This window comes from Pontibacter fetidus (genome assembly GCF_010119545.1).
Classification (GTDB): Bacteria; Bacteroidota; Bacteroidia; order Cytophagales; family Hymenobacteraceae; genus Pontibacter; species Pontibacter fetidus.
Genome location: NZ_JAAEAA010000016.1, coordinates 60,050 through 85,192, shown reverse-complemented (window position 1 = coordinate 85,192; position 25,143 = coordinate 60,050). Strand labels below are relative to the sequence as shown.

The following is a 25,143-nucleotide window of genomic DNA, read 5'->3' as shown; positions in this document are numbered from 1 at the left end:
AATTCGGAACCTTTGCTTGTAACTTGCACTTCTTTAGAAGTAACATTTACCTCGATATGAAATTCCGCGCAATCTGCACCGACATAGACGGCACCTTACTGAACAAAGACCGCCAGCTCTCGCAACGAACTATAGACACGATCAAAAGTTTAGATAAAACGGTACCGGTCATATTGGCCTCGTCGCGCATGCCGAGCGCCATGCGCCACCTGCAGCAGGAACTGAATATTATGCATCATCCGCTTATCTGCTTTAACGGTGGGTATGTTATTTATTTTGAAGGTGATAGTGCACAGACCCTGCAACTGGACTCGGTTCAGATTCCGGCACCTGTTTGCCAGATAATACACGATTTTACGGAAAATACTGCTATACATGTAAGCCTCTACGAACAGGACAACTGGTATGCGCCTGCCAACGATTACTGGGCTGACCGCGAAGCGCGTAACACAAAAGTATCCCCTAAAATAACTGCCCTTCAACCAATACTTCAGGACTGGCACCAGTCCGGAGCCGGAGCGCATAAGGTAATGTGTATGGGCCCTGCCAATGAGATTGATGCCTTGCAACAGGAACTGACCAAAAACTTTGCTGACCAGGTACATGCTTACCGCTCTAAAGATACTTACCTGGAGATTGCCCCACGTGCCATCTCTAAAGCCACTGCCCTGGAGCTTTTGCTGAACGAACGTTTTGATATTGGTATGCAGGAAGTAATGGCTTTCGGCGACAACTATAACGACATAGATATGCTACAGGCTGTGGGCATGGGTATAGCCGTGTGCAACGCCCGCGATGAGGTAAAAGCTATAGCCAACGAGATTACCCTGCCAAGTATAGAAGATGGTGTTGCCGTGGCTATTGAAAAATACTGGAGGTAAACTATAGTTTTGCTAAAGGAGGCACGCTTTAAACCTGCTTCAGCTTACCTTGCGTTTCGCCCAGGCTTCTACCCCACTTGGCAATTGCATCCAGCACGGGCACCAACGATTTACCAAACTCTGTCAGCGAATATTCTACACGAAGCGGCACTTCCGGGTACACCTCTCTTTTTACCAATCCATCTTCTTCCAGGGCTTTTAACTGCAGGCTCAGCATTTTCTCGGTAATGTCCGGTATCTGCTTTTTCAGTTCTCCGAAGCGCATAGTCTTATTTCTAAGATACCACAGCACCACCGTTTTCCACTTCCCGCCAATGTAATTCATCGTCACGTCCATGGCGCAATGGTAGGTTTTATCGCCTATCTCAAACACATATTCCTTATCCTGTATGATCATCTTGCTAAAAACTTAAAAGAAAGTTGATACTGTCAGGTTTGACAGTTATTGCAAAGATAAACAACTATACTTAAGTTTGCTACTGTAATTTATATAGTAACTATAAAACAACGAGTTATGAAGAATATAGCAGTATTAGGAACAGGAATGGTAGGCAATACCATCGGTACCAAACTTACACAGTTAGGCTACAACGTAATGATGGGCAGCAGAAGCGCAACCAACCAAAAAGCGCTGGCCTGGGCAGAAGCCAATGGCGCAAATGCATCGGCAGGCACTTTCGAAGACGCAGCTAAGTTCGGCGAGATCATCTTTAACTGTACCAAAGGCGAGATCGCGCTGGATGTTTTTAAAATGGCCGGCACAGAGAACTTTAACGGCAAAACCATCATCGATATCAGCAACCCGCTTGATTTCTCGAAAGGTATGCCGCCATCACTTATTCCTGAGCTTTCAAACACCAACTCACTTGGCGAAGAAATTCAGAAACTGCTGCCGGAAGCCAATGTGGTAAAGACGCTTAACATCGTAAACTGCGAGGTGATGGTGGATGCAAAGAAAAGCGGCGGCGACCCGACCATGTTTATGAGCGGCAACAGCGCCGAGGCTAAAGAAGAGGCAAAAGCAATTCTAGAACAGTTCGGCTGGAACGACATCATTGACCTGGGCGACATTACCACAGCACGCGGAACAGAAATGCTGTTGCCGATCTGGCTAAGAACCTGGATGGCAACCGGAAACGGATATTTCGCTTTCAAAATCGTGCGCTAGTTCTTACCAGAAAACCCTGAAAAACCTGCGGAGATTACTTTCCGCAGGTTTTGACGTTTACATGTAAACTATAGTTTATTGCTCTCGGAAAGTATAAACTATAGATCAAACTATAGCCCGTTTATGAAAGACGATAAAAGGAAAACTGAAACACGGCCCGAAGAAATTACCGCTGCATTTTATGCTGAGCTGTAAAAACATCTATTAGAACTGGAAGCCGGAAAAGCCGAGCACACCTTTAAAAATTAACAACCTGGCAGAATAATCCCCAGGCAAAAGCCACCGAAATTTGTAACGTAAACTTTCAACAAATCAGAAATGGAACAAACTCAGAAAATAGCATTGATAACAGGCGGCAGCCGCGGATTAGGTAAAAATGCAGCGCTAAGGTTAGCAGAAAAAGGCACTGGCATTATACTTACCTACCATACCCAACAAGACGAAGCCAACAAAGTAGTAGCAGAAATAGAAGCAATGGGTCAAAAGGCCATAGCGCTGCAACTGGATGTGGCCAATGTAAAGTCTTTTGACAGCTTTATAGTTCAGGTTACGCAGGCGCTTCAGGCTAATTGGGGAACGGGTAAGTTTGATTTCCTGGTAAACAATGCAGGTATAGGTGCTACCATACCTATTGCAGATGCTACCGAAGAAGCTTTTGACAACCTGATGAACGTGCACTTTAAAGGCGTATACTTTCTTACACAAAAATCCCTGCCCCTGCTAAACGATGGTGGCCGCATTATTAACCTATCAACTGGTACCACCCGCTTCTGCGTGCCTGGTTACTCCATGTATGCGTCTATGAAAGGAGCCATCGAAACCTTTACTAAATACCTGGCAAAAGAGGTTGGCCCTAGAGGTATAACGGTAAATGTGCTGGCTCCGGGCGCTATCGAAACCGACTTTAACAATGCTGCCATCCGCAACAACCCGCAGGTAAAGGGCTTCCTGGCATCGCAAACGGCTTTGGGCAGGGTTGGCGAAGCAGAAGATATTGGCGGCATTATCGCTTTCCTATGCTCTGAAGATGCCCGCTGGATTAATGCGCAACGTATAGAAGCCTCAGGTGGCATGTTCCTGTAACACGTAATTCCAGATTTATACTTTTACTTACTGGCAACTATAAGCAAACTGGCTATATTTGCAGCTTCAATAGCAGTTTATACTTTTGGAACGACCAGATAAGAAGAATATAGTCATTTTCGCTTCCGGATCGGGGAGCAATGCGCAGCGCCTGCTCGAGCACTTTGAGCACCACCCACAGATACGCGTGGCCGCCCTGTTCTCTAACAACCCGAAAGCCTATGCCCTAAAAAGAGCCGAGACCTACCACGTCCCGGCTCTTTTGTTTTCCAGGGATGAGTTTTATGGTACCGATAAGGTGCTGGAGCAGGTAAAATCCTTCAACCCGGATCTTATAGTGCTGGCTGGCTTTTTATGGCTGGTACCTCAGAAATTTTTGCAGGCTTTCCCGGATAGCATCATTAACATACATCCTGCCCTGTTACCAAAATATGGCGGTAAAGGCATGCACGGCATAAACGTACACACCGCTGTAGTACAGGCAGGCGACGAACAGTCAGGCATAACCATCCACCGCGTAAACGAAGAGTACGACAAGGGCGAGTTTATACTTCAGGAATATTGCCCTGTGCACCCCGATGATACCCCGGAAGAACTGGCCGCGCGCGTGCTGCAATTAGAGCATAAGTACCTGCCAGAGGTAGTAGAAAAACTGCTACAGAAGAAAGAAGAACTATAGAAATCAAAAATCAACCCATACCCCATACCCATGCAACCAGTTCAAATTAAATCAGCGCTTATTTCGGTTTACTACAAAGACCGCCTGGAGCCACTCGTAGAGCTTCTGAAACAACATAATGTAACGATTTACTCAACAGGTGGCACACAGGCTTTCCTGGAAGAGCAGGGTGCTGAAGTTGTAGCCGTAGAAGACCTGACCGCTTACCCATCTATTTTCGGTGGCCGTGTTAAAACGCTTCACCCGAAAGTTTTCGGAGGTATACTTCATCGTCGCGACAACGACAGCGATATTTCGGAGCGCGAAAAATTTGAGATCCCGCCAATTGACCTGGTTATAGTTGACCTTTACCCATTTGAAGAAACTGTAGCATCGGGCGCATCAGAAGCTGACATTATCGAAAAGATCGACATTGGTGGCATCTCGCTTATCCGTGCTGCTGCTAAAAATTTTAAAGATGTGCTGATTGTGTCGTCGCGTGAGCAGTATGATGAGGTGGTAACGTTGCTGCAAGAGAAAAACGGATCAACCGATTTAGAAGATCGTAAGCGTTTTGCTGCCAAAGCATTCGATGTCTCGTCGCACTACGATACGCATATTTTCAACTTTATGAACGGTGGTTCAGAAGAGCAACCATTTAAACAAAGTATACGCGAAGCCACTCCCTTACGCTACGGCGAAAACCCACACCAGAAAGGTACTTTCTACGGCAAACTGGACGAGCTTTTTGAGCAACTGAATGGCAAGCAGCTTTCTTATAACAACTTGGTAGATGTGGATGCTGCCGTAGCTTTAGCCACTGAGTTTGAAGAACCGGTTGTTGCCATACTTAAACACACCAATGCCTGCGGTTGCGCCACCGGCGAAACTATAAAAGAGGCTTATCTTAATGCCCTGTCATCTGACCCGGTATCTGCTTTCGGTGGTGTGATCATTGCGAACAGAACTATAGATTTAGCTGCGGCTGAGGAATTGAACAAGCTTTTCTTTGAGGTACTAATCGCTCCTGCTTTCGATAACGATGTCTTGGAACTGCTTAAAACTAAGAAAAACCGCATACTTCTGAAGCAAAATGATGTAGAGCTACCGAAGAAACAATTTAAAACATTGCTGAATGGTGTTATCGAGCAGGATAAAGACCTTAAAACCGAAACGGAAGCCGACTTTAAAACCGTTACCAAACGCGAACCAACTGCCGAAGAAAAGAAAGCGCTGGTTTTTGCAGCCAAAGTTTGCAAGCACACCAAGTCTAACACCATCGTTTTTGCTACAGATAAAATGATGTTCTCGAGCGGAGTTGGGCAAACTTCCAGAGTAGATGCCCTGCGCCAGGCTATCGAGAAAGCAAAAAGCTTCGGATTTGATGTAAGCAAAACAGTAATGGCTTCCGACGCCTTCTTCCCCTTCCCGGATTGCGTAGAAATCGCGGATCAGGCGGGCATTAAAGCTGTAGTCCAGCCAGGCGGTTCCATCAAAGACCAGGACTCAATCGACTATTGCGATGCACATAATATGGCCATGGTCATGACTGGTGTTCGTCACTTTAAGCATTAATAGAATTATACTTTAAGTATAAAAAAGCTCCGGCTATAGTTAGCCGGAGCTTTTTTTGTTTATCTGAATCAGGATTTTCTGGATTTATAAGAATTAGTAGGATTGGGTTGTTGCTATAGTCAATGTTATAGTTTCATAGTTACCGTAGTTCAGCCACCCCTTTATCCCCTCAGAGCTACGCTCGCTACCTTCGAAATCGCTTCTCGGTAGTCTAAGGCGGGGAGCTTTTTCTGCTGCTGCTATAGTTGGAGCAATAGTTTTATAGTTAGTATTTCACCTCACCCCAACCCTCTCCTAAAAACAGGAGAGGGAGTTTTTCAATCGCTGCTATAGTTAAAAGTATAGTTGTATAGTTGCTGTTTCAACACCCATGTAGTCCCCTCAAGGGGACAGTTCTACTGCTGCTAAAGTTAGATTTATGGTTTTATAGTTACAGTCCATGGGCGGACAGGTCGCGACCTGTCCCTACAGAACTATAACCATGATCAACGTCGAAGCTTACCGTTTCAAACTATAGCTAAGCGGTCAATAGTAGAAAGATCGCAGTCTTTGGGTTGAGCGCCTCGAGAGGTTCCGGTGCTGTAAGGCATTGCGAGGAACGAGCAGAGGAAGCTAGAAGAGGGCCCCTACCCCCAGCAGCGCGATGCCCTTATCGAGGGCCCCTTCCCCCAAGACGAGGCCTCCCGGCCATGAGGGCACCAAAGCTGGATTGAAACGATAGGTTAATAGAGCTCCTAGGAAAACAGTAAACTATGAAAGGATAACTTAGTTCAAGCAAGTATAGACTTCAACTATAGAACTAAAGTTTCTCACGTTGTTCGAAATGACATGACCCTAACTATACTTCACACCCAACTCAATTTATACTATAAACCACCGTTATACCCCTGAAAAACAGCTACAGACAGGCTTTTTATAACTAAAATTATAAAAACACACCCCTATACCTGAAGTACATTATAAATTCTGTTTAAAATCACTAATTTTGCGGCGGGTTTATACTCAATAATTATAGTATATTTGAAATATAAAAAGGGCTACCGCACGCCCGCACATATACAAAATGGGACTTTTTAATTTTTTCTCCAGCGATATAGCCATTGACCTTGGTACCGCAAATACCCTGATCATCCATAACGATAAGATCGTGGTCGACGAGCCATCTATTATTGCCGTGGACAGAACAACGGGCAAAGTACTTGCCATTGGGCGCCAGGCGATGCAGATGCACGAAAAAACCCACGAAAACATCAAAACTATTCGTCCGCTGAAAGATGGTGTAATTGCCGACTTCCACGCAGCCGAAGAGATGATCCGTGGTATGATCAAGATGATTGATACTGGCCGTCGCTTGTTCCAGCCTTCGCACCGCATGGTAATTTGTATTCCGTCGGGTATTACGGAGGTGGAGAAACGTGCCGTTCGTGACTCCGCGCAGCATGCCGGTGCCAAAGAAGTTTGGATGATACAGGAGCCAATGGCAGCTGCTATCGGTATCGGTATCGACGTGGAGCAACCTATCGGTTCTATGATCGTGGACATCGGGGGTGGTACCACAGAGATCGCCGTAGTTGCCCTTTCTGGTATTGTTTGCGACCAGTCTATCCGTGTAGCCGGTGATGTTTTCACAAAAGATATCCTGGATTACATGCGCCGCCAGCACAACCTGCTGATCGGTGAGCGTTCTGCTGAGAAAATTAAAATTGAAGTGGGCGCCGCTCTTACCGAGATCGAGAACCCACCAGCTGATTACGAGATTCGTGGCCGTGACCTGATGACCGGTATCCCAAAAGTTATTAAAGTAACTTACCAGGAAATCGCCATCGCACTGGATAAATCAGTTTCTAAAATAGAAGAAGCGGTACTGAAGGCACTGGAAATTGCTCCGCCGGAATTATCTGCCGACATCTACGACAATGGTATACACCTGACTGGTGGTGGTGCGTTGCTACGCGGTTTTGATAAGCGTCTGGCTGCTAAAACCAAGCTTCCTATTCACATTGCTGAGGATCCGTTAAGAGCGGTTGTGCGCGGTACAGGAGCTGCCATTAAAAATATCGAAGGCTTTAAGAACGTCCTGCTGACGTAACAGAGCTGCATGCGGAATCTTTTTGCGTTTATTTACCGGTTCCGTGCGTTCCTGGTGTTCGTGCTGCTGGAAGCATTCTGTATTTACCTGATCGTACAGTACAACACGTATCAGGGCGCAGCCTTTTTTAATTCTGCAAACAGGTATGTAGGCCGCGTGCTGGAGTTCCAGAGCGGCGTTACAGACTATTTTAACCTGGCAACGGTAAATAGCACGCTCGCCAGCGAAAATGCTTTGCTCCGCCAGGAAGTGATGAAGTACAGGCAGACCAGTATGGCTGACAGCACCCGAAAGATGGATACAACGTTGGTGGTGCTGCCTGATACAACTATAGTTGATTCACTTAGAACAGGACCTCAATCCTTTACACTTCATGCGGGCCGTGTAATAAACAACTCCGTTCGCCGCACTAACAATTACCTGACGCTTTCAATCGGCACAAAAGATGGTGTAGAGCCGGGCATGGGCGTAATTGCTTCGAATGGCGTGGTTGGCCGTGTTAAAACGGTTTCAGATAACTATTCTACGGTTACTTCGCTTCTGCATTCACAGATGCTGATCTCGGCCAAGATCAAGAAAAATAACACCATGGGTACGGTTAAATGGCTTGGCGGCGATTACCGTACCGCTATACTTGACTACATACCATTGCATGTAAAGCTGGCCAAAGGCGATACCGTTGTAACCAGCGGCTTTAACACCGTTTTCCCGGAAGGAGTGATGGTTGGAACTATAAGCTCGGTGGCAAAAGAAGCTGATAAAAGTTTTTACACTATAAAAGTGAAGCTGGCCGTAGATTTTGCTCAGCTGTCTTTTGTGTACGTGGTAGAGAATATGCAGAAAGCAGAACGGGATACTTTAGAACATAACGCAGGTATACTTCCAAATGAATAGCACTTTCGGCATCCGACATATTGTGCAGTTCATACTGTTTGTAGCGCTGCAAATTCTGCTTTTCGATAACCTGGTGCTGTTCAGTACGGGTTTCTGTTTTATTTATATCGCTTTCCTGCTATTTCTGCCTATCAATATAAACAGGCTGGTACTGTTGCTGCTTGGGTTTATAGTTGGGTTTACGGTAGATGTTTTTTATGATACCATGGGCATACACGCTGCGGCTAGTGTGCTGCTGGCATTTTTACGCCCTCATATATTGAACCTTCTCACCCCCCGCGATGGTTACGAAGCGAGCGACGCTGCCAACCTGCATATAATGGGATGGAACTGGTTCCTGACCTATGCATTTATACTTATAGTGGTGCACCATGCGGCCGTGTTCTTTTTAGAGATCATCAGCTTTGAGTGGTATACGCTGGTTAAAATATTGCTAAGCACTTTATTTACAGGGGTTGTAGTCGTGATACTTCAATTACTGTTCTTCTCTGCAAAGAGAGCGAAGAGATAATTAAATGAATTACTTAGAAAACAGAAAGTACGTTATTCAGGCCATCTTTGTAGTGGTCGGTATTGTGTTTGCCCTGCGCCTTTTTTACATACAGGTAGTAGACAGCAGCTATAAACAAGCCGCCGAAACAAATGCTATCAAAACCGTTATCCAGTATCCTTTCCGGGGGCTAATTTATGACCGCAACGGAAAACTGTTGGTTGAGAATACGCCCGTTTATGACCTGATGGTAGTGCCAAAAGAAGCCCGCGAGCCCGATACGCTTCGGTTAGCTAAGCTTTTAGGCTTGCCTTTTGAAGATGTGCGTGAGCGGCTGAAAAAAGCAAGGTCGTATTCTCCTGTTAAGCCATCCATTTTTTATCAAAAACTAACCACTCAGGATATTGCCCACATCCAGGATAACCTGATCGACTTCCCGGGATTTTACATTAATGCGCGTACAGCACGTGGTTATTCGCACAGCAGTTTGTCGCATGCCTTAGGGTATATTGCCGAGATCAGCCCGAAACAACTGGAAGATACAGCTTATGCCGGTTACCGCCCTGGCGACTACATTGGCAAAAGCGGTATTGAGCTGGAATACGAAAAATACCTGATGGGCCAGCGTGGTGTGAAGCATATTATGGTAAACGTGCGCGGCATTGAGAAAGGGCCATTTAAAGATGGCGCTTACGATACACTTTCGGTGGCCGGCAAAAACCTGTATAGCACTATAGACCTGGAACTGCAGAAGTATGGCGAGTACCTGATGAATGGCGCTAAGGGCAGTGTGGTTGCTATAGAACCCTCTACCGGCGAAGTGCTGGCTTATATCTCAGCCCCGTTTTACGATCCGAACCTGTTCACCGGCAAGGACTATGGCAAGAATTACATGCAGCTGCTTACCGACCCGAACAAGACCATGTTTAACCGCCCGATCATGGCAAGCAGCAACCCGCCGGGCTCTATCTTTAAACTGGCACATGCGCTTATTGCGTTGCAGGAAGGCGTAGTTACCCCGAATACAGGCTATCCGTGTAACCAGGCCTTGGTAACGTGTTCGCACGCACACCCCGCCCCTACCGATATGACAATAGCTATTAAAACATCCTGTAACCCATACTTTTACCAGCTTTTCAGGGCATCTATAAACCAGGGAAAATCCTCAAACCCGTTTAAAGATACCGCTATAGGTTTGGCAGAATGGCGTAAGCAGATAACGACTTTCGGCTTTGGCACAACGTTGGGCATAGACCTTCCGAACGAGAAACAAGGCATTGTAGCATCACCTGCCATGTATAACAAAATATATGGCGAGAACCGCTGGAAATTCTCAACGATCTATTCGCTAAGTATAGGCCAGGGTGAGTTAGGCGTAACACCGCTGCAAATGGCTAATTTTATGGCTATTATTGCCAACAGGGGCTATTATATTAAACCGCATATTGTGCGTGCCGTGGGCGAAAAAGGCAAGCCGTTAAGAGAATACCAGAAGCGAAACTATGCCTCTGTTGAGTCAAAACATTATGCTCCTGTAGTAGATGGTATGGCAGCTGTAGTCAGTTCAGGTACAGGCCGCAATGCATCATTGGCGCACCTGGGCATTGAAGTTTGCGGCAAAACAGGTACAGCCGAAAACCCACAGGGTAAAGACCATGCCGTGTTTGTAGCATTTGCACCAAAAGAGAACCCAAAGATCGCGATTGCGGTTTATGTGGAGAACGCAGGTTTTGGGGCACAGTCGGCGGCGCCAATTGCCGGCCTGATGATGGAAAAATACCTGACCGATTCTGTTTCGACAAAAGTTAAGTGGAAAGAGAAATGGGTGCTTAGCCGCCAATACCTGAATATTGACTAACAAATGCCAGTAGAACAGACCATACCGAAGTATAAAATTGCTACGCGTAGTAGCAAGCGTACCTCGCGCAATATCTTTAATAACCTGGATTGGGTTACGGTATTGTTGTACTTCCTGTTGGTGGCGCTCGGCTGGATGAATATTTATGCGGTTGTGTACAGCCCGGATAACGTGGTCAACATTTTTAGTTTTGACATAAACTCTGGTAAGCAGCTGCTTTGGATAGGCACATCCGTTATACTGATAACGATGCTGCTAGCTGTAGATTACAAGATATTTGAGCACTTGGCTTACCCTATTTACGGGTTTATTATACTCTTGCTGCTCTTTACCCTGGCTGTAGCTAGTCCTATTGCGGGTTCACGGTCCTGGCTCGACCTGGGCGGTGGCGTGCGCTTACAGCCTGCCGAGCTTGCAAAATTTGCTACGGCGTTGGCTGCATCCAAGTTCTTAAATGGTGCAAACCTTCGCCATCAGAATATGAAGGATCAGATGATCCTGGCTGTAATTACGTTGTTACCTCCTGCTATCATCATCCTGCAAAATGAAACTGGTTCGGCACTGGTTTTCGGGGCATTTATACTTGCTTACTTCCGCGAAGGCATGTCGCCATTGATTTTGATAATTGGCGGATCTGCAGCAGCTATTTTTATACTTACCTTATTAGTACCCAAACTATACCTGATTTCGGGCATTATTGTGCTGATGGGTGCAGCCATTTGGCTGGACTATAGGTTGATGCGCCGTATCAAGTCTATGGTTGCGCTGTTGCTGCTGATTGTGGGCATGATCTTTAGTGTGGATTATTTTATAAATGATGTACTGCAGCCACACCAGCAAAACCGTATTAAAGCCCTTATAAGCCCCGAAGCTGACCCACTGGGCTACGGCTGGAACGTAACGCAGTCAAAGATTGCGATTGGCTCAGGAGGTTTGTTTGGAAAAGGATTTCTGGACGGCACACAGACCAAATTCGATTTTGTGCCGGAGCAAAGTACCGACTTTATTTTCTGTACAATTGGGGAAGAGCATGGCTGGATAGGTAGTACCGTGCTTATAGTTTTGTTCCTGCTACTGATGACCCGTATCGTAAGTATAGCCGAGCGTCAGAAATCGGTTTTTGCCAGAACTTACGGCTATTGCGTGGCTTCTATCATCTTCTTTCACTTCCTGGTAAACATCGGCATGACTATAGGGTTAGCCCCAGTGGTGGGTATTCCATTACCATTCTTTAGCTATGGAGGCTCGTCGTTATGGTCGTTTACAATTTTGCTCTATATTTTGCTGGCCATAGATGCCAACCGCGCCCAGGATCTGTCCAGGTAAAATCTATAGTTATACCTTAGAAGCGGTAACCTGTTTTAATGGTATGGTTAAAAGCTGAAAGCCATTGCTTCCGGTAACTGACAGACTTGCTGATCTGCACTTCAAATTCAGGCTCTGAGGCCAGCAGGTTTGACTCTACACCAAGGTCTATTCTCCCTAAACTATAGGTTACCCCAGCAGCGGTGGCGTAAGCAGGCACAAAGTGTTGTCCGCTTTTTACGGTGCCGCTACCTACATCATTTGTAATGTACATTTCCCAGCCAGTTGGCAATATACTTCCTGCGCTGCCTCTTACATAAAACTGCCATTGCTTTACAGGCAACATGCCATATACATCAGCCATCAGGTAAGTAAGCGCATAAGGTTCAGTTTTTACGGTTGTAGCTGAAGAAAATGAGCTTGCTACCGCTACAGCGTTCAGGTTATTGCGGCTATGACCCAACGTGGCACCAATACCGACGTAACGATGCAACTTTGCCAGATAGTTAAGCGCTACGACCGGTCCATTCTCTACATATCCCTTGTTATCGGCACTTTCGATACCAGCCAAACTTTCAGGCGCTACAGCAATACCACCACCAACATACACGTGGTGCTGTACAGGAAAACTCCTCTGCGCCACCGCACCAACACTGACCGCACAAAGTGCCAGAATAAAAACTAGCCTGATCATAAAATTACCAACTACAAAAGGGAAGGGCCTATCTATACTATAAATGCTATACTCTGTACGTGTACGGAGAGAATAGTTTAAAGGGCAAGAAGAATATGAAATTTAAACCGCTCTGGAAAGAAGCTGTTTTGATGGCTAAGATGCACCTTATTAATCACACTTAACAAGTAATTAAAAGCCATTGTAAGCAAATATGTTTTAAGTCTGCGAATGAGGCCACTTAATTAAACAAACTGGCTGATAGCTATTCCATTTCCAACCACTTTAATGCCTCTTTATAGTTGTTGAAGGTTCCGATATCGATAGTTTGTTTTGTTACCTGTTGTAGCTTTTTACCCTGTTCTTCTCGGTTCCTATCTGTTAAGGCTAAGCGGGCAATTTTACGGATGTGGGTATCCATTAATTCTTTCCCAAACTGCGCTGCCATCGCTTTGTATTCGTCTTCCTTCTCTCCCATATCCAGTTGTGTATGGCGAGAATCAAAAAGAGCTTTACTGATGTGGTAATTGCGGATGTGGGAGATGATAAGATCCAAACATAAACGCACCTCAGGTAACGTAAACTGCGAAGCATCAGGCATTGTAGTTTCTAATATGTCCGTTGCAGGATTATATTCTAACGTAATCAACCCACTGTATAAGATCATTTTCCTCGTGTTAAAACCTATTTACTTGATAGCTGTACGAACAATTACCTAAAACTATAATGTACGTTACTCCAAAAACAAAAAAGCCCCTGCAACTTAATAGTTACAGGGGCTTTTAAGTGTACCAGGAGCGTGTATTAAACCATTACCTTATATCATTGAATATCAACAACATGCAGCAACGATTTTTTAAATAGTAACAAAATAGTAACAAATAAATGTAGATAGACTGATTATTAAAAGGCCTAAAGCGGGTTACTCTATTGAAATTTTATCCCAAAACATTGTATTAAGGGATTGACCTGCTTTTTTCTCGCCATATTTTTTTATTCTTTCAAAAAAATCCAAAGCTGATACTCTTGCTTTACTTGGAGAATAGAAGTCTAGCTTTGACTTCTTTCTAATTCCTTGTAAAAAATCAAATGCACTCGGAGATACCTTCTTAAAAAGATCTAAAATTTCCTTCTGTTCGTTTTCTGAGTAAAAGAAATATTCAAACCCATCAATAATATCCTGTTGATTACTAAGCACTGCATCTAAGCCCCCTTGGGAAACAGAATCCTTTTTAGTTAATCTACTTTTTTTCTGAATTAAAAGACCTTGAAAATAATTCCGCATATCAATATTAAACTCCTTGTCCATTCTCCTATAGACTTCAGGATGTTGAATTGCAGAAGACAAGAAAGCTGCTAGCAAGTCACAGTTCTTATTTATGGTTATATCCTCGGAACCTTTATAGTCAATTTTTACTTTAGGAAAACCTTCTATATCAAGAATTGCATGAATACATTCATGAACAAATGTACTTTCATTTGTTTCAGGCTTTTCTGAATTAACACCTATAATATGTTGCTCTCCATCGAAGTAATGAACCCCTAAATAACTTTCTACATTTAACAATCCGCTCGAAATAGCAAACTCTTTCATAGTTACTATCTCGACTGGATATCCAGATAGGTTCATTAGCTTTTCTTGAGCTTTTAATGTAGTTGCGGTATGCTTCATTTTAGATATTTAGGGCTTGAATAATACACAATAAGAGGGTAAAAATTTAAATTTAAGCCATAAAAAAAGACCGAATAATTAAATTCGGTCTCAAATTACTTAGGGGAACGAGAAAAAACTTACTGCAAAAACAGTAGAGGTCAATTCCCGAGCCCCATTCTGTATCTTTAGGCTATTTTTATACTACCTTTACACAAAGGTAAGGTATACGTAATACAAATGCAAAAGATTAATCTAGACTATTCTGTAAACCCTTTTCAAAAATTATTTATAGAGAAAGGAATAGAACTTTTATATAGAAATACTATAGACAGCTTTAGGTTAAGATTACATAATCCTAAGACCCTTATTGAAGAATTAATTCAGGTTACTTATTCGTCAATATCAGGTATCTTAACTAATAATGACTATGTCGAATCTACAAGTAAGGAATTAAAACAAGCTTTAGAAGATAACAACGATGGATTGTTATATAAACAAATTAACAAAAAACATTATCTAGAAATATTAAATAAAGCAGATAGAAACAACTACAAGCTTTTAATTCAATCAAGTAAGCTTATTTTAAAGGATAATTTAGGCTATGATGCTCATTTATTTGACGAAGTAAATAATTTAATGAATTCTTATGATTCATTAATTGACTCTGAAGGAGCATTGACGATTAAGGAGAGTGACTTTTTCTCATTACGGAAGAAGATTGTAGTTTTTACCAATCATTTATTTGTTGAACTTATTAATAAGGGCTATACTAAACAGTACTTATATAATTTATTTCAAATCGTATTTGTAAGGAAAAAAGGCCATAGTAAGTCCTTCGAAGAGAGATTTAACATTTATAAAGAGTTAGCACAAAAAGCAGATGAAGAATTTACTGTTGTCTTTAATATAAAAGGCTCAACTTTTCAATTTCAGGAATTCTATAAAATTGATAATTCTTATGGATTAATAACTAAGAAATTTCGAAAAGCAATCGAAAAGAAAACCTCCAATCAAGTAAATGAATACTTAGAAAAACATAAAGGTGAGAACTTGATCTATATTAAGATTCATACCAAAGACTATTTTAAAGCAATTGAAATAGCTCTTAATAGGGTTTCAAAGGATCTTGATATCTATCATCTAGGCTTCAGCAAACATATATTTAGGATTGATGAACGTTGCGCTGTAATAGGTGAGAATGAGCCCCAAAAAGCATCTACTTTCCCAAGCAACTTCCAGATAGATGGTTATTTTAGAAGTGATGCAAGTATATTCGAAAATCTTTTAATAAAAATTAAAAAGATTGAGCAGAATAATATTGGTTCAGAAAGTTATAATAAGATATTAAGTGCAATAAGGTATTATAGGACTGGAAGCGAATCTCCTGAATTGGAAACAAAATTGTTGAACTATTGGATTGGGCTAGAATATATATTTACAACAACCAATAGCGCTGAAAAGACTATAGATAGAATAAGAAAATACTTTCCTAAATGTCATAGCCTGATATATGTTAAAAGAAATCTCTTTGATTACCATAAGGCTCTAAGTAGACAAGAAATCAACGGGCACATAAGTAACTACGATGACAATTTAAACTATTTGTTATTACATAAATCATATAGAGATGTAATTGTAAATAGTGAAAGTGAATTATTAAAGTTTAGGACAAATTTCTTTCAGAAATGGTATGAGGAGCCTAATAAAATCAATGAGGTTCTTATAAAGCATCAACATAATATAACATCAAACATTACACGTCTATATAGAATCAGAAATGAGATTGTACATAATGCTGCAATAAAGAATGGTATATACGTTCATATCTCACACATAAAATACTATTTAACATTCATCTTGAATTCTATCTTAGATTTTATGGCAGAAAATAATGTTGATTTAGATAATGATGGCAAAGTAACAATTGAGGATTATTTTATAGCCCAGGAGATAATTTTAGGATCTTTGAAAAACAGTAAACTTGAAGAATTCTTAAAAATCAATAATCCTACACAAATCCTACACTAGTACTACTGTAGGTAGAAAAATAATGCTTCCTCAATCATCCATTAATTTTTTAATTAGGATGATTGAGGAAGCATTATTTATTTTAAAACATTTCTATAACCTCGCCCCCATCCCACTGATAAACGTCTCGACAAAGCTTAACATCTTAGCTGTAATGCGTTCGGCAATCGGCTTGCGTTCCAGCAGTTTCGGCTTGGCAGGCAGCATGCCCAGTACTTCATCTCTTAAGGGTGTGCGTTCGGTGAAAAGGTAATTACCCAGCACGGCTTGTAGCTTTACAGGATCGAGCTGTTCTTCTTTGCTCATCTTCTCGAAGGCGGCCATTTGCTCCCGGGCCCAGAAGTTTTCGAACTGTTCCGGTATGTCGTCTATATCTTCGATGCGCGGCAGGTTCTCTTCGATGAACTTGCGGATAAGCTCGCGTTTACTGCGCAGGGTGGCTTCGCCTGTAAGCGTATCCAGGATGGCTTTTTTCTGGCGCTCTTTATCTTCTTCGCTGGCAGTGTTGAGCTTGGCTAGTAGCTTCAGGATGTAGGCCACGTTGATCTCGTCGCGGTGGATCAGTTCCAGCTCAAAGTCCACATCATCCAGTATCGATTCTTTCTCTTTGGCGGTGCCTGTTTTAACCTTATCATACAGGTCCAGGTACTTGCTTTTATAGTCTTCAAAGCTCTGCGCGGACATGGCCAGGTGATCAAAACTGAAGTCAGCGAAAGTGGTAAGCACGTTTTTCAGGCGCATCAATTCGCGGAAGGCTTTTACAAACTCCAGCTCTTCTTCTTCGCTTGGCAGGCTGTCCACACTACCTACCGTAGGCGCTATTTTTAGCAGCTCGGCAAAAGCAATGTTGAATTTAGTTACATAGTCCTCGTAAGGCTCTACCAGGATAATGTCTTTGGCATCCTTGTTAGAGAACAGCGCAATGGCATCATCCGTGGCTTGTTTCAGGTTACGGAACACCACGATGTTACCCTGTGACTTCTGCTCGGTATAAAGCCTGTTGGTGCGGCTGTAGGCTTGGATCAGGCCGTGGTATTTCAGGTTCTTGTCTACATACAATGTGCTCAGCGGCGGAGAGTCAAAGCCGGTCAGGTACATGTTTACGACCAGCAGCAGGTCTATTTCCTTGTTCTTTACCCGCTTCGAGATGTCGTTGTAGTAGTTGTAGAACGACTGGCTGTCTTTGGTAGAGAACTTGGTGTTGAATAGGGTGTTATAGTCCACGATAAACGCATCCAGTTTCTCGCGGGTGTGGCTGTTGGCGGTATAGGCTATAGTTGGCTCGGCGGCTACGGAAATCTCTTCGTCTTCGAGCATGTAATCGCCGGTGGCGCCTTTGTCTTCTTCGTTGGACGCGTAGCTGAAGATAGTGGCTATTTTTAGGTTGTGTTTGCCTTCGGTTTTGCGCTTCTGGAACAGCTCGTAATAGCGGATAAGTACATCCACGCTGCTCACGCAGAACATGCCGGTAAACTCTTTGCCGTGGGTTTTGCGCGGGTGGTGCTCGATGATGTAGTCTACGATCTTTTCCAGGCGCTGCGGGGCTTCCAACAGCTCTTTGGTGTCAATGTCTTCTACTTCTATATCAATCTCGGTATTGCTGCCTGCTTTCTCCCTGTACCTGCCCACATACTCTACCGAGAACTTAAGCACGTTTTCGTCTTTGATGGCATCGGTTATCAGGTATTTGTGCAGGCACTCGTCGAACAAATCGCGGGTGGTGCGCTTGCCCAGGTCGTTTTTGATCACGTTCTCAGCAAAGATCGGGGTGCCCGTAAAGCCGAACAGCTGGGCTTTGGTAAAGAAGCTTTTGATGCGGTTGTGCGTTTCGCCGAACTGGCTGCGGTGGCACTCGTCAAAAATAAACACCACGCGCTCTTCCCGTAGCTTTTCCAGTTTGCCGGAAAAACGGGCGCTGCCGATGGCATTGTTTAACTTCTGTATAGTGGTAACGATGAGTTTGGTGTTGCCGGAAAGCTGGCCGACCAGGGCGCGAGTATCGTCGGTGCCGTCGATACTTCCTGCCGAAAAGCTGTTGAACTCTTTGGTGGTCTGGTAATCCAGGTCCTTGCGGTCTACTACAAACACTACTTTGTGTACCTTGGGCAGCTGCATGAGCAGTTGGCTGGCTTTAAAGGACGTGAGCGTTTTGCCCGAGCCGGTGGTGTGCCAGATATAGCCGTTCTTATCCGAGTTCTTTACCTTATCGATGATGGCTTCGGTGGCGTAGTACTGGTACGGGCGCAGCACCATCAGGATCTTGTGCGTCTCGTTGAGCACAATGTACTTGGTCACCATTTTGGCCAGGTGGCAGGGTTCCAGGAACGCTTTGGTAAAGGCTTCGAGCTGGGTGATGAGCTTATTGTTGGTATCAGCCCAATAGAAGGTTTGCTTAAACGACTGGCGGCGGTTGTTGGCGTAGTACTTGGTGTTTACGCCGTTGCTGATCACAAATAGCTGCACATACTGGAACAGGCCATGCGATGCCCCGAAGGAATGGCGGTGGTAGCGGTTTACCTGGTTAAAAGCTTCTTTCAGTTCCAGACCGCGGCGCTTCAACTCGATCTGCACCAGCGGCAGGCCGTTTACCAGCAGCGTTACGTCGTAGCGGTTTTTGTAGGTGCCATCTATAGTTACCTGCTGGGTTACCTGAAACAAATTCTGGCACCAATGCTCCTGCTGCAGAAACTCCAGGTACACGCTCGTGCCATCGTCCTTGGTGAGCTGCATTTTATCGCGGAGCACTTTGGCGCGGTCGAACACGTTGCCTTTGTTCAAGTGGTTAAGCACGCGCTCAAATTCCTTTTCCGTCAGCGATACCTGGTTGTGCTTTTCCAGCTGCGTTTTCAGGTTGGCTAGCAGGGCCTGCTCGTCTTTTATCGCAACGTAACTATAGCCCAGCCCCTGCAGCTGTTTTACCAGGTTGTCTTCAAGTACCTGCTCCGGTTGTGTTCCCATTAACTTAACTTGTTTAGGTAAAACCGCACCTTATCAGTTTCTCGGGCTAGATAAGTTTCTATTTCGTTTACTATATGCTCCACAAGATTACTCTTGAAAATACTATCAGAATTGATTTTCTGAAGTAAATCTGAATTGCTAAGCTTCAGCTCATCCTGCTCAAAATCATTTAACTTATATGCGTTATACCATCTGTGAATATAATGATCGTTATTTCTCATAAACTCACTTTCATCCTTACCAACATCAACTGTACCTATGAACAATGCGCCACCAAAATGCCCTTGTGGTAATCCACTAAAAGTCTCTACAATAAAGAATATTGGTTTATCCTCCATCCCTTTTAGCTTAATCCAAATAAGCGTATAAGGCTTGTTATAAGCATTCTGGGCAGTAATAGTATAGCTAGCTCCAACGTGTTCCTGTAGTTTTTTAATAACACTTTGCCTGATCTCTTCTCTTATTTCTATAGTAACCCTGTTAAAGTTTGAAGCAATATACTCTGCCTCTTTATAATGTGAGAGCATCAGGTTGGTTAGTTGCTGTGTTTGTTTCTCAGCCATAGTTGCAGTAAGCTTTTGGATAAGGATCTTGTATTGCTTTATAGTTTCGCGAAGGATTGGGGAATCAGCTGCTTCTTTTAAACACTTATCCAGCCACTCAAGGATGTGTTTGCGGTATGATATGTTATGAAAATCTGTGCCAGACTCCAACGCTCCTTTGCTTCCGTTTGATGGATCGGAGCCATGTAAAGTTAGGTATAGCACTGTGTTTTTGCCTTTGTTGTGATTATAGTAGCGCTCTATTTGAGCCTCCTGGTCGCCAGCATCTATCTTGTTCTCTATAGAGATACTGTTGTTTAAACTATCACAGATATAAATATCAATCCTGCCTCCGTATTTAGTATCCACGTTGCGGGCACCTATATGATGCTCTGGCTTTACATTCGTGGTATTCAGGTTGAGTGTTAGGGGTACATCCTCAAGTGTATCCAGGAAAAGCTTCAAAAATATGTTGCCCTTTAGGTGCGTGCCATCTGGATTTAAAAGCTCTGTTAAAAAAGCGGAATGGGTACTGTTCTCCAGGCGCTCCATCTTAAGTATAGAGAAAACATTAAATGTTTCGCCACGCAGTTCTGCTAGCTCCTTTTGGTGGGCTATTATCCTTTTGGTGCCATCTAGTAGATTGCTTAGTTTCTCCGCGCTTACCATTTTTACACAAACATTTGCTGCAGCAAGCCTTTCTTGAATTGCTGCGCCTGTTCCAGTTGTTTAGAAGTATAGTTTATTTTGTTGTCTATTGAAGTTAAGAATTTGGCTATTTTATTTTGCTCGTCCGTTGAAGGAAATCTTAGCTTAAAACTACATAAGTCCTCAAAATTCAAGGTATCACGAACACTACCTGAGCAACTAACTTTTATTAGATGTTTAAATAAAAATGTGTCGTATAAAAACTCAAAATAAGGTATACTCAAACCTTCTTTAAGTGAGAACACAACATACATAGGGCTCACAATACCTTTGTCAAAATTGGTTAGTCGGGCAATAGAACCTACGTTTATTCTAGAAGGGTTATAAGCTATATCGTTTCTTTCAACAACTTTATAGTTAGACAAATCTTTACTTGCAACTGCATAACCGTCAAACTGTTCGTCTTGTGTGATGAAACCCTTTTTATTACTAACACTAAGTACTAGTTCAACTTTACCATCTCTATTTCGCTCGGACTTATGTGTTATATATTTCTCTAGCCTTTTCTCCTCCCACTCAGGAAAGTCATTACCGTTGTCATCCTTGAAGCGGATCTGCTGAGAGAAGATCTGCTGCATCACCCCTTTTTTATACTTCTCCAACAGCTCCTTCTTCTTGCTTAACTGCTGAATCTTACCATCAACAACAGTTAAGAATGAAGCTATTTTTTGCTGCTCTTCTTTAGCAGGATAAATTAGCTTAGTATTGAGTATTATACTTTGCGAGATATTTGTCTGTGAAGTAGCTAGCCCGCTTGACTTACTCATCAACTGCTTTTGTGCACGATCACTAGCTAAAGAGATCGCAATAAACTTTGAGTTATTTTCATCATTAGTTCTGAGTCTAACGATCTTATCAGAAAGCATAAGTTTTGGGCGAATTTTATCTACGTGAACTGTTACCCCTACTCTATTTGTAGGACCAGCACGTGTTATCAAAATATCGTTTACCCTTACTTGTATTTCCTCTCTAGGCTCTAAATGATCAGGTAGTCTCTTATTTTCGTTTTCATTAAATCCATCCCAAACTACAGAAGTTGTTTTAAGAACACCCCACTCATCTGTTTCAGCAGGAACGGCTTCACATTGTGGACTCCATCCTGAATCTATAGATTTAATCAGACCTTTTAACTTCCCTTCTTTCCACTTCCCCTCGAACTCAGGAAAGCGAAGAGCGGGTACGTTCTTCACGGCTGCTGTTATTTCTGCTGTTGCTTCCATAGTTAAAAAGGTTTAGCTATACCTAACTCGGCGCAAAACGCGGCTATAGTTTGGTCAGTACTTTGCATCTCGTCTTCCAGTTGGGCAAGTGCGGTAGCTACTTCGTTCAGGTCTATAGATTCTTCCTCTTCAAAGGTGTCCACGTAGCGCGGAATGTTCAGATTATAGTCGTTGTCGCGAATCTCCTGCAGGCTGGCCACATGGCTATACTTGAACTCGGGTTTGCGCTCGCGGTACGTCGTAATGATCTTTTCAATATCGATGTCGCGCAGGTAGCACTGCGTTTTGGCCTTCTCGTAATACTGACTGGCATCTATAAACAGGATATTGTCGTTCTGCTCGCGGCATTTCTTAAACACTAGGATGCAGGTAGGAATGCTAGTACCGTAGAAAATGTTGGCTGGAAGTCCGATCACGGCGTCCAGGTAGTTGCGGTCCTCGATCAGGTACTGGCGTATATGCCCTTCGGCTCCGCCCCTGAACAGCACACCATGCGGCAGCACCACTGCCATAGCTCCGTTATCAGCCAGGTGGTGTACCATATGCTGCACAAAGGCAAAGTCGGCTTTAGAGCTCGGGGCCAGCTTGCCGTACTGGCTAAAGCGGTCGTCGGACAAATGCAGCGGGCTGGCACTCCAGTTTGCCGAGAACGGCGGATTGGCAACTATCGCCTCGAAGCGCTGCTCCAGGTGCTGTGGGTGCTCCAGCGTGTCTTCCTGCCGTATGTCGAACTTCTGGAAGTGCACGTCGTGCAGGATCATGTTCATGCGCGCCAGGTTGTAAGTGGTGCGGTTCAGCTCCTGTCCGTAAAAGTTAGAAACTTCGTCTACTTCCTTGGCCACGCGCAACAGCAAAGAGCCCGAGCCGCAGGTAGGGTCATACACCGATTTTAGCTTGGTTTTTCCGGTAGTCACCAGCTTGGCCAGCACCTTCGACACTTCCTGTGGGGTATAAAATTCACCCGCTTTCTTGCCCGCGCCGCTCGCAAACTGCCCGATCAGGTACTCGTAGGCATCGCCCAGCACGTCGGCTTCTGTATCTTCCAGCTTAAAGTCTATCTTATCCAGGTGGCCCAGCACTTTGGCAATCAAATCGTTCTTGGCAGCTTCGGTACGGCCCAGCTTGGTGGATGTCAAATCCAGGTCCTCGAATAGCTTGTTAAAGTCGTCTTCGCTCTCGGTGCCCATCGTGCTCTGCTCAATGTGCTTGAGCACCTGCGTCAGCTCATCCAGTATAAAGTTGCTCACGCCTTCTTCTTTGCTGTTGGAGTTGCCTTTGCGGGCCAGTTCCTTAAACAGCTCCGCCGGCTTCAGGAAATAACCCAGGCTGGTAAGCGCTTCTTCTTTAATGGCCTCCAGGTATTCCTGCCCTTCTTCGGTGTTTTCGTTTATGTCGGCATACTTAATGCCGTCCTCGGCTAGTATCTTGTTAGCATACAGCTCCATCTTCTCAGACAGGTATTTGTAGAAGATAAAGCCCAGTATATAATCCCGGAACTCGTCAGCGTCCATTTTGCCGCGCAGGGTGTTGGCGATGTTCCAGAGTTGTTGTTCTAATTGGCGTTTGTGGTTTTCAGACATGGGTAATATAGAAGGTAAATCCAGATACTTGTATGGTAAATCTTACAAGATGTAACAAGATAGTAAAACTCATATACTTACAACAAGTTTAAATTTAACTATAACTACAGATCGACATCAACCTACTGATATACAGCACCTATAAAATAAGAGAGGCCACGGGGTAACCTCTCTTATTTTAATACATAAAAAATAAATCCAATTACAACTATTCTGGAGAGCCATAGGCTTCAGTCGTCACACGGACCAAAAACTCATAAAACGGTTTATCTGTAAAAATCACATATTGGTCAGGGTTTTCCTCTTCCCAGCTTGAGAACATCAGGGCATCAAGAGTGGATTCTAAAAGAAGCAATTGTGATAGCCCAGACTTTGAGGCAAACTTTAGCTGCCTTAGCAGATAAGCTTCTTTACTTTTAATTGCCTCAATCACAAAGGCCCTGTGTTCAGGGCTATTTACGTCTAATACTTTCATAACTCATCACTTGTATCATTTAATACTGCTTCGATCATCATGTTTAGTTGCTCATCTGATAAACCCTCTAGCTTGCTATTGATACTATTGGTATAGTCGATGGCTTTTAAAGTGGGAAGCCCAAAAGCTAGCAGCTTCGTGTAGAAAATGGTTCTCTCCTTCGAGTCAAGGAGCTTAAAATCTTCTTCGATTAAGATGAAGTTATCTTCCAAGAAAGCATTGATGCGCTCCCTTAAACTTCTAGTTACTTTGTTGACTGTCCCTAGCGGTCGGCCGCCGGGGTTGTTGGTCATGCCTTTCTTTAGTCCCATGATTTTGACATTTTGTAAATTTTTGTTCTTTTTAAAAGCAGTTCTAATACAGCAAAGCGTTTAGTTGAAGTGTAATCTTGCCTGATCTACTTTCTGATTTAATTCCTGTATCAACTCGGGCATATCGCACGAGATCTTGGTTGCTGCAAGTTTTCTAATATCACGCCTCAGCCTGGAGTAATATTCGACTTTCTTGAACTTGTTTTGATTCTTAAGCAAGTCTACATAATCCAAATGTGAGTCGATTCCTTGCTCTAAGATGGCCATAGCTGCAACTTGCCTTAAATAATCTTTAGGAGTTCTGATATGATTCGTGTTCATGCTTATTGATTTTACTTTGTTAATGGATTCATATTCATTAACCCAACAGTCGATAAGTTTAAAGTAAAAAGGCTCATTTGTAAGGGTGTCCGGTGTTATAACGCCTATTTTAAACTGGCTCCGCAGTCGCTGCAGGTAGCTCACTTCATACCTTAGCAGATTCTTGTCTTGGTATAAAAGTGGAAGTACAACCCCTGTACTTCTACATTCTGCTGCCTTATTATAAAACTTCTTACTGCGGCGCTTATTCTGATAGGTAATGCTTTGAGGCTGAGTCAACCGTTTGTAATAGTTGGAAGGCCCCAGGTAGCGGTAATAAAGTTCTGGCGTATACTGAGTCTCTAGGTTCAGACCGATATCCAATCTGGAGACAACTGCACGGTGAATCGGAAGATGCAGGGTATCCGCCATCAGTTCAAAAGCTAGTTTAGTATCCTTTCTGGTTAAAGTATAGAGATTGGATCCTAGATAGAATTTTGACAGGCTGCCTTTGATGCTCATCCCATTTTCAGAAATACTCACAAGGCAATTACCGATATTTCCTGTAATGTAAATTCGGCCATCTTTCCATGTTGTTTCTGCTATATTACTCAGGATCGGAAGGCAATAAAACATATCATCTCCAACCACCTCTTTCCGTAGCCTAAGATGCAATGTATCGTACATAGCTCT

22 protein-coding genes are annotated in these 25,143 nt (G+C 43.5%); 11 read left to right on the top strand and 11 right to left on the bottom strand.

The window, feature by feature from the left end; translation table 11 throughout:
• The first annotated feature begins 56 nt into the window (after positions 1-56).
• Complete coding sequence (locus tag GWO68_RS13035) at positions 57-881, top strand: Cof-type HAD-IIB family hydrolase (RefSeq protein ID WP_162346891.1); 825 nt, start codon at positions 57-59, stop codon at positions 879-881.
• A gap of 28 nt (positions 882-909) precedes the next feature.
• Here GWO68_RS13035 and GWO68_RS13030 read toward each other — a convergent pair whose 3' ends face one another.
• The gene (locus GWO68_RS13030) at positions 910-1,278 is read right to left on the bottom strand and encodes a winged helix-turn-helix transcriptional regulator (RefSeq protein ID WP_202923752.1); all 369 of its coding nucleotides are present in this window, start codon (positions 1,276-1,278) and stop codon (positions 910-912) included.
• 117 nt (positions 1,279-1,395) lie between these two features.
• On the opposite strand from GWO68_RS13030, the gene GWO68_RS13025 reads away from it, so the two are divergent.
• From GWO68_RS13025 to rodA, 9 genes are all read left to right on the top strand, one after another.
• Positions 1,396-2,049 carry an NADPH-dependent F420 reductase gene (locus GWO68_RS13025; RefSeq protein WP_162346890.1) on the top strand — a complete coding sequence of 218 codons (654 nt, stop codon included), beginning with the start codon at positions 1,396-1,398 and terminating at the stop codon, positions 2,047-2,049.
• 318 nt (positions 2,050-2,367) lie between these two features.
• The gene (locus tag GWO68_RS13020; RefSeq protein ID WP_162346889.1) at positions 2,368-3,132 is read left to right on the top strand and encodes an SDR family oxidoreductase; all 765 of its coding nucleotides are present in this window, start codon (positions 2,368-2,370) and stop codon (positions 3,130-3,132) included.
• Positions 3,133-3,217: 85 nt separating this feature from the next.
• The gene (gene purN, locus GWO68_RS13015) at positions 3,218-3,811 is read left to right on the top strand and encodes a phosphoribosylglycinamide formyltransferase (RefSeq protein WP_162346888.1); all 594 of its coding nucleotides are present in this window, start codon (positions 3,218-3,220) and stop codon (positions 3,809-3,811) included.
• Between the two features lie 30 nt (positions 3,812-3,841).
• Positions 3,842-5,365, top strand: a complete 1,524-nt coding sequence (gene purH, locus GWO68_RS13010; protein WP_162346887.1) for a bifunctional phosphoribosylaminoimidazolecarboxamide formyltransferase/IMP cyclohydrolase — start codon at positions 3,842-3,844, stop codon at positions 5,363-5,365.
• 1,063 nt (positions 5,366-6,428) lie between these two features.
• Positions 6,429-7,454 (top strand): rod shape-determining protein, encoded by a 1,026-nt coding sequence (locus GWO68_RS13005; protein ID WP_162346886.1) that lies wholly within the window; start codon positions 6,429-6,431, stop codon positions 7,452-7,454.
• 9 nt (positions 7,455-7,463) lie between these two features.
• Entirely contained in the window at positions 7,464-8,348 is an 885-nt protein-coding gene (mreC, locus tag GWO68_RS13000) for a rod shape-determining protein MreC (RefSeq protein WP_162346885.1), read from the top strand.
• Positions 8,341-8,859: a hypothetical protein gene (locus GWO68_RS12995; protein WP_162346884.1), complete on the top strand. Its 519-nt coding sequence runs from the start codon at positions 8,341-8,343 to the stop codon at positions 8,857-8,859. Before mreC ends, GWO68_RS12995 begins: the two co-directional genes overlap by 8 nt.
• A gap of 4 nt (positions 8,860-8,863) precedes the next feature.
• The gene (gene mrdA, locus GWO68_RS12990) at positions 8,864-10,696 is read left to right on the top strand and encodes a penicillin-binding protein 2 (RefSeq protein ID WP_162346883.1); all 1,833 of its coding nucleotides are present in this window, start codon (positions 8,864-8,866) and stop codon (positions 10,694-10,696) included.
• Between the two features lie 3 nt (positions 10,697-10,699).
• The gene (rodA, locus tag GWO68_RS12985; protein WP_162346882.1) at positions 10,700-12,022 is read left to right on the top strand and encodes a rod shape-determining protein RodA; all 1,323 of its coding nucleotides are present in this window, start codon (positions 10,700-10,702) and stop codon (positions 12,020-12,022) included.
• 16 nt (positions 12,023-12,038) lie between these two features.
• On the opposite strand, the gene GWO68_RS12980 is transcribed toward rodA, so the two are convergent.
• From GWO68_RS12980 to GWO68_RS12970, 3 genes are all read right to left on the bottom strand, one after another.
• A complete protein-coding gene (locus GWO68_RS12980) occupies positions 12,039-12,695 on the bottom strand; it encodes a hypothetical protein (RefSeq protein WP_162346881.1) in 657 nt (218 codons plus the stop codon).
• A gap of 244 nt (positions 12,696-12,939) precedes the next feature.
• On the bottom strand, positions 12,940-13,341 hold the full coding sequence (locus tag GWO68_RS12975) for a hypothetical protein (RefSeq protein ID WP_162346880.1): 402 nt from the start codon (positions 13,339-13,341) through the stop codon (positions 12,940-12,942).
• Positions 13,342-13,596: 255 nt separating this feature from the next.
• A complete protein-coding gene (locus GWO68_RS12970; RefSeq protein WP_162346879.1) occupies positions 13,597-14,346 on the bottom strand; it encodes a hypothetical protein in 750 nt (249 codons plus the stop codon).
• Between the two features lie 219 nt (positions 14,347-14,565).
• On the opposite strand from GWO68_RS12970, the gene GWO68_RS12965 reads away from it, so the two are divergent.
• Positions 14,566-16,356, top strand: a complete 1,791-nt coding sequence (locus GWO68_RS12965) for a hypothetical protein (protein WP_162346878.1) — start codon at positions 14,566-14,568, stop codon at positions 16,354-16,356.
• Positions 16,357-16,449: 93 nt separating this feature from the next.
• Here the strand turns inward: GWO68_RS12965 and GWO68_RS12960 are convergent, their stop codons facing one another.
• From GWO68_RS12960 to GWO68_RS12930, 7 genes are all read right to left on the bottom strand, one after another.
• Entirely contained in the window at positions 16,450-19,314 is a 2,865-nt protein-coding gene (locus tag GWO68_RS12960; RefSeq protein WP_162346877.1) for a type I restriction endonuclease subunit R, read from the bottom strand.
• Complete coding sequence (locus GWO68_RS12955) at positions 19,314-20,525, bottom strand: PDDEXK-like family protein (protein WP_162346876.1); 1,212 nt, start codon at positions 20,523-20,525, stop codon at positions 19,314-19,316. Before GWO68_RS12955 ends, GWO68_RS12960 begins: the two co-directional genes overlap by 1 nt.
• 2 nt (positions 20,526-20,527) lie before the next feature.
• Positions 20,528-21,784 carry a restriction endonuclease subunit S gene (locus tag GWO68_RS12950; protein ID WP_162346875.1) on the bottom strand — a complete coding sequence of 419 codons (1,257 nt, stop codon included), beginning with the start codon at positions 21,782-21,784 and terminating at the stop codon, positions 20,528-20,530.
• A gap of 2 nt (positions 21,785-21,786) precedes the next feature.
• Complete coding sequence (locus GWO68_RS12945; protein WP_162346874.1) at positions 21,787-23,364, bottom strand: type I restriction-modification system subunit M; 1,578 nt, start codon at positions 23,362-23,364, stop codon at positions 21,787-21,789.
• 208 nt (positions 23,365-23,572) lie between these two features.
• Positions 23,573-23,839 carry a hypothetical protein gene (locus tag GWO68_RS12940; protein WP_162346873.1) on the bottom strand — a complete coding sequence of 89 codons (267 nt, stop codon included), beginning with the start codon at positions 23,837-23,839 and terminating at the stop codon, positions 23,573-23,575.
• Positions 23,836-24,150 carry a hypothetical protein gene (locus tag GWO68_RS12935; protein WP_162346872.1) on the bottom strand — a complete coding sequence of 105 codons (315 nt, stop codon included), beginning with the start codon at positions 24,148-24,150 and terminating at the stop codon, positions 23,836-23,838. The genes GWO68_RS12940 and GWO68_RS12935 overlap by 4 nt, the downstream gene beginning before the upstream one ends.
• A gap of 60 nt (positions 24,151-24,210) precedes the next feature.
• Positions 24,211-25,137: a phage/plasmid replication domain-containing protein gene (locus tag GWO68_RS12930; protein WP_162346871.1), complete on the bottom strand. Its 927-nt coding sequence runs from the start codon at positions 25,135-25,137 to the stop codon at positions 24,211-24,213.
• Positions 25,138-25,143 lie beyond the last annotated feature (6 nt).

Coding starts and splice junctions, on each gene's coding strand:
- GWO68_RS13035 (WP_162346891.1), top strand. CDS start 57: ATGAAATTCCGCGCAATCTGCACCGACATAGACGGCACCTTACTGAAC.
- GWO68_RS13030 (WP_202923752.1), bottom strand. CDS start 1,278: ATGATCATACAGGATAAGGAATATGTGTTTGAGATAGGCGATAAAACC.
- GWO68_RS13025 (WP_162346890.1), top strand. CDS start 1,396: ATGAAGAATATAGCAGTATTAGGAACAGGAATGGTAGGCAATACCATC.
- GWO68_RS13020 (WP_162346889.1), top strand. CDS start 2,368: ATGGAACAAACTCAGAAAATAGCATTGATAACAGGCGGCAGCCGCGGA.
- purH (WP_162346887.1), top strand. CDS start 3,842: ATGCAACCAGTTCAAATTAAATCAGCGCTTATTTCGGTTTACTACAAA.
- GWO68_RS13005 (WP_162346886.1), top strand. CDS start 6,429: ATGGGACTTTTTAATTTTTTCTCCAGCGATATAGCCATTGACCTTGGT.
- mreC (WP_162346885.1), top strand. CDS start 7,464: ATGCGGAATCTTTTTGCGTTTATTTACCGGTTCCGTGCGTTCCTGGTG.
- GWO68_RS12995 (WP_162346884.1), top strand. CDS start 8,341: ATGAATAGCACTTTCGGCATCCGACATATTGTGCAGTTCATACTGTTT.
- mrdA (WP_162346883.1), top strand. CDS start 8,864: ATGAATTACTTAGAAAACAGAAAGTACGTTATTCAGGCCATCTTTGTA.
- rodA (WP_162346882.1), top strand. CDS start 10,700: ATGCCAGTAGAACAGACCATACCGAAGTATAAAATTGCTACGCGTAGT.
- GWO68_RS12980 (WP_162346881.1), bottom strand. CDS start 12,695: ATGATCAGGCTAGTTTTTATTCTGGCACTTTGTGCGGTCAGTGTTGGT.
- GWO68_RS12975 (WP_162346880.1), bottom strand. CDS start 13,341: ATGATCTTATACAGTGGGTTGATTACGTTAGAATATAATCCTGCAACG.
- GWO68_RS12970 (WP_162346879.1), bottom strand. CDS start 14,346: ATGAAGCATACCGCAACTACATTAAAAGCTCAAGAAAAGCTAATGAAC.
- GWO68_RS12965 (WP_162346878.1), top strand. CDS start 14,566: ATGCAAAAGATTAATCTAGACTATTCTGTAAACCCTTTTCAAAAATTA.
- GWO68_RS12960 (WP_162346877.1), bottom strand. CDS start 19,314: ATGGGAACACAACCGGAGCAGGTACTTGAAGACAACCTGGTAAAACAG.
- GWO68_RS12955 (WP_162346876.1), bottom strand. CDS start 20,525: ATGGTAAGCGCGGAGAAACTAAGCAATCTACTAGATGGCACCAAAAGG.
- GWO68_RS12950 (WP_162346875.1), bottom strand. CDS start 21,784: ATGGAAGCAACAGCAGAAATAACAGCAGCCGTGAAGAACGTACCCGCT.
- GWO68_RS12945 (WP_162346874.1), bottom strand. CDS start 23,364: ATGTCTGAAAACCACAAACGCCAATTAGAACAACAACTCTGGAACATC.
- GWO68_RS12940 (WP_162346873.1), bottom strand. CDS start 23,839: ATGAAAGTATTAGACGTAAATAGCCCTGAACACAGGGCCTTTGTGATT.
- GWO68_RS12935 (WP_162346872.1), bottom strand. CDS start 24,150: ATGGGACTAAAGAAAGGCATGACCAACAACCCCGGCGGCCGACCGCTA.
- GWO68_RS12930 (WP_162346871.1), bottom strand. CDS start 25,137: ATGTACGATACATTGCATCTTAGGCTACGGAAAGAGGTGGTTGGAGAT.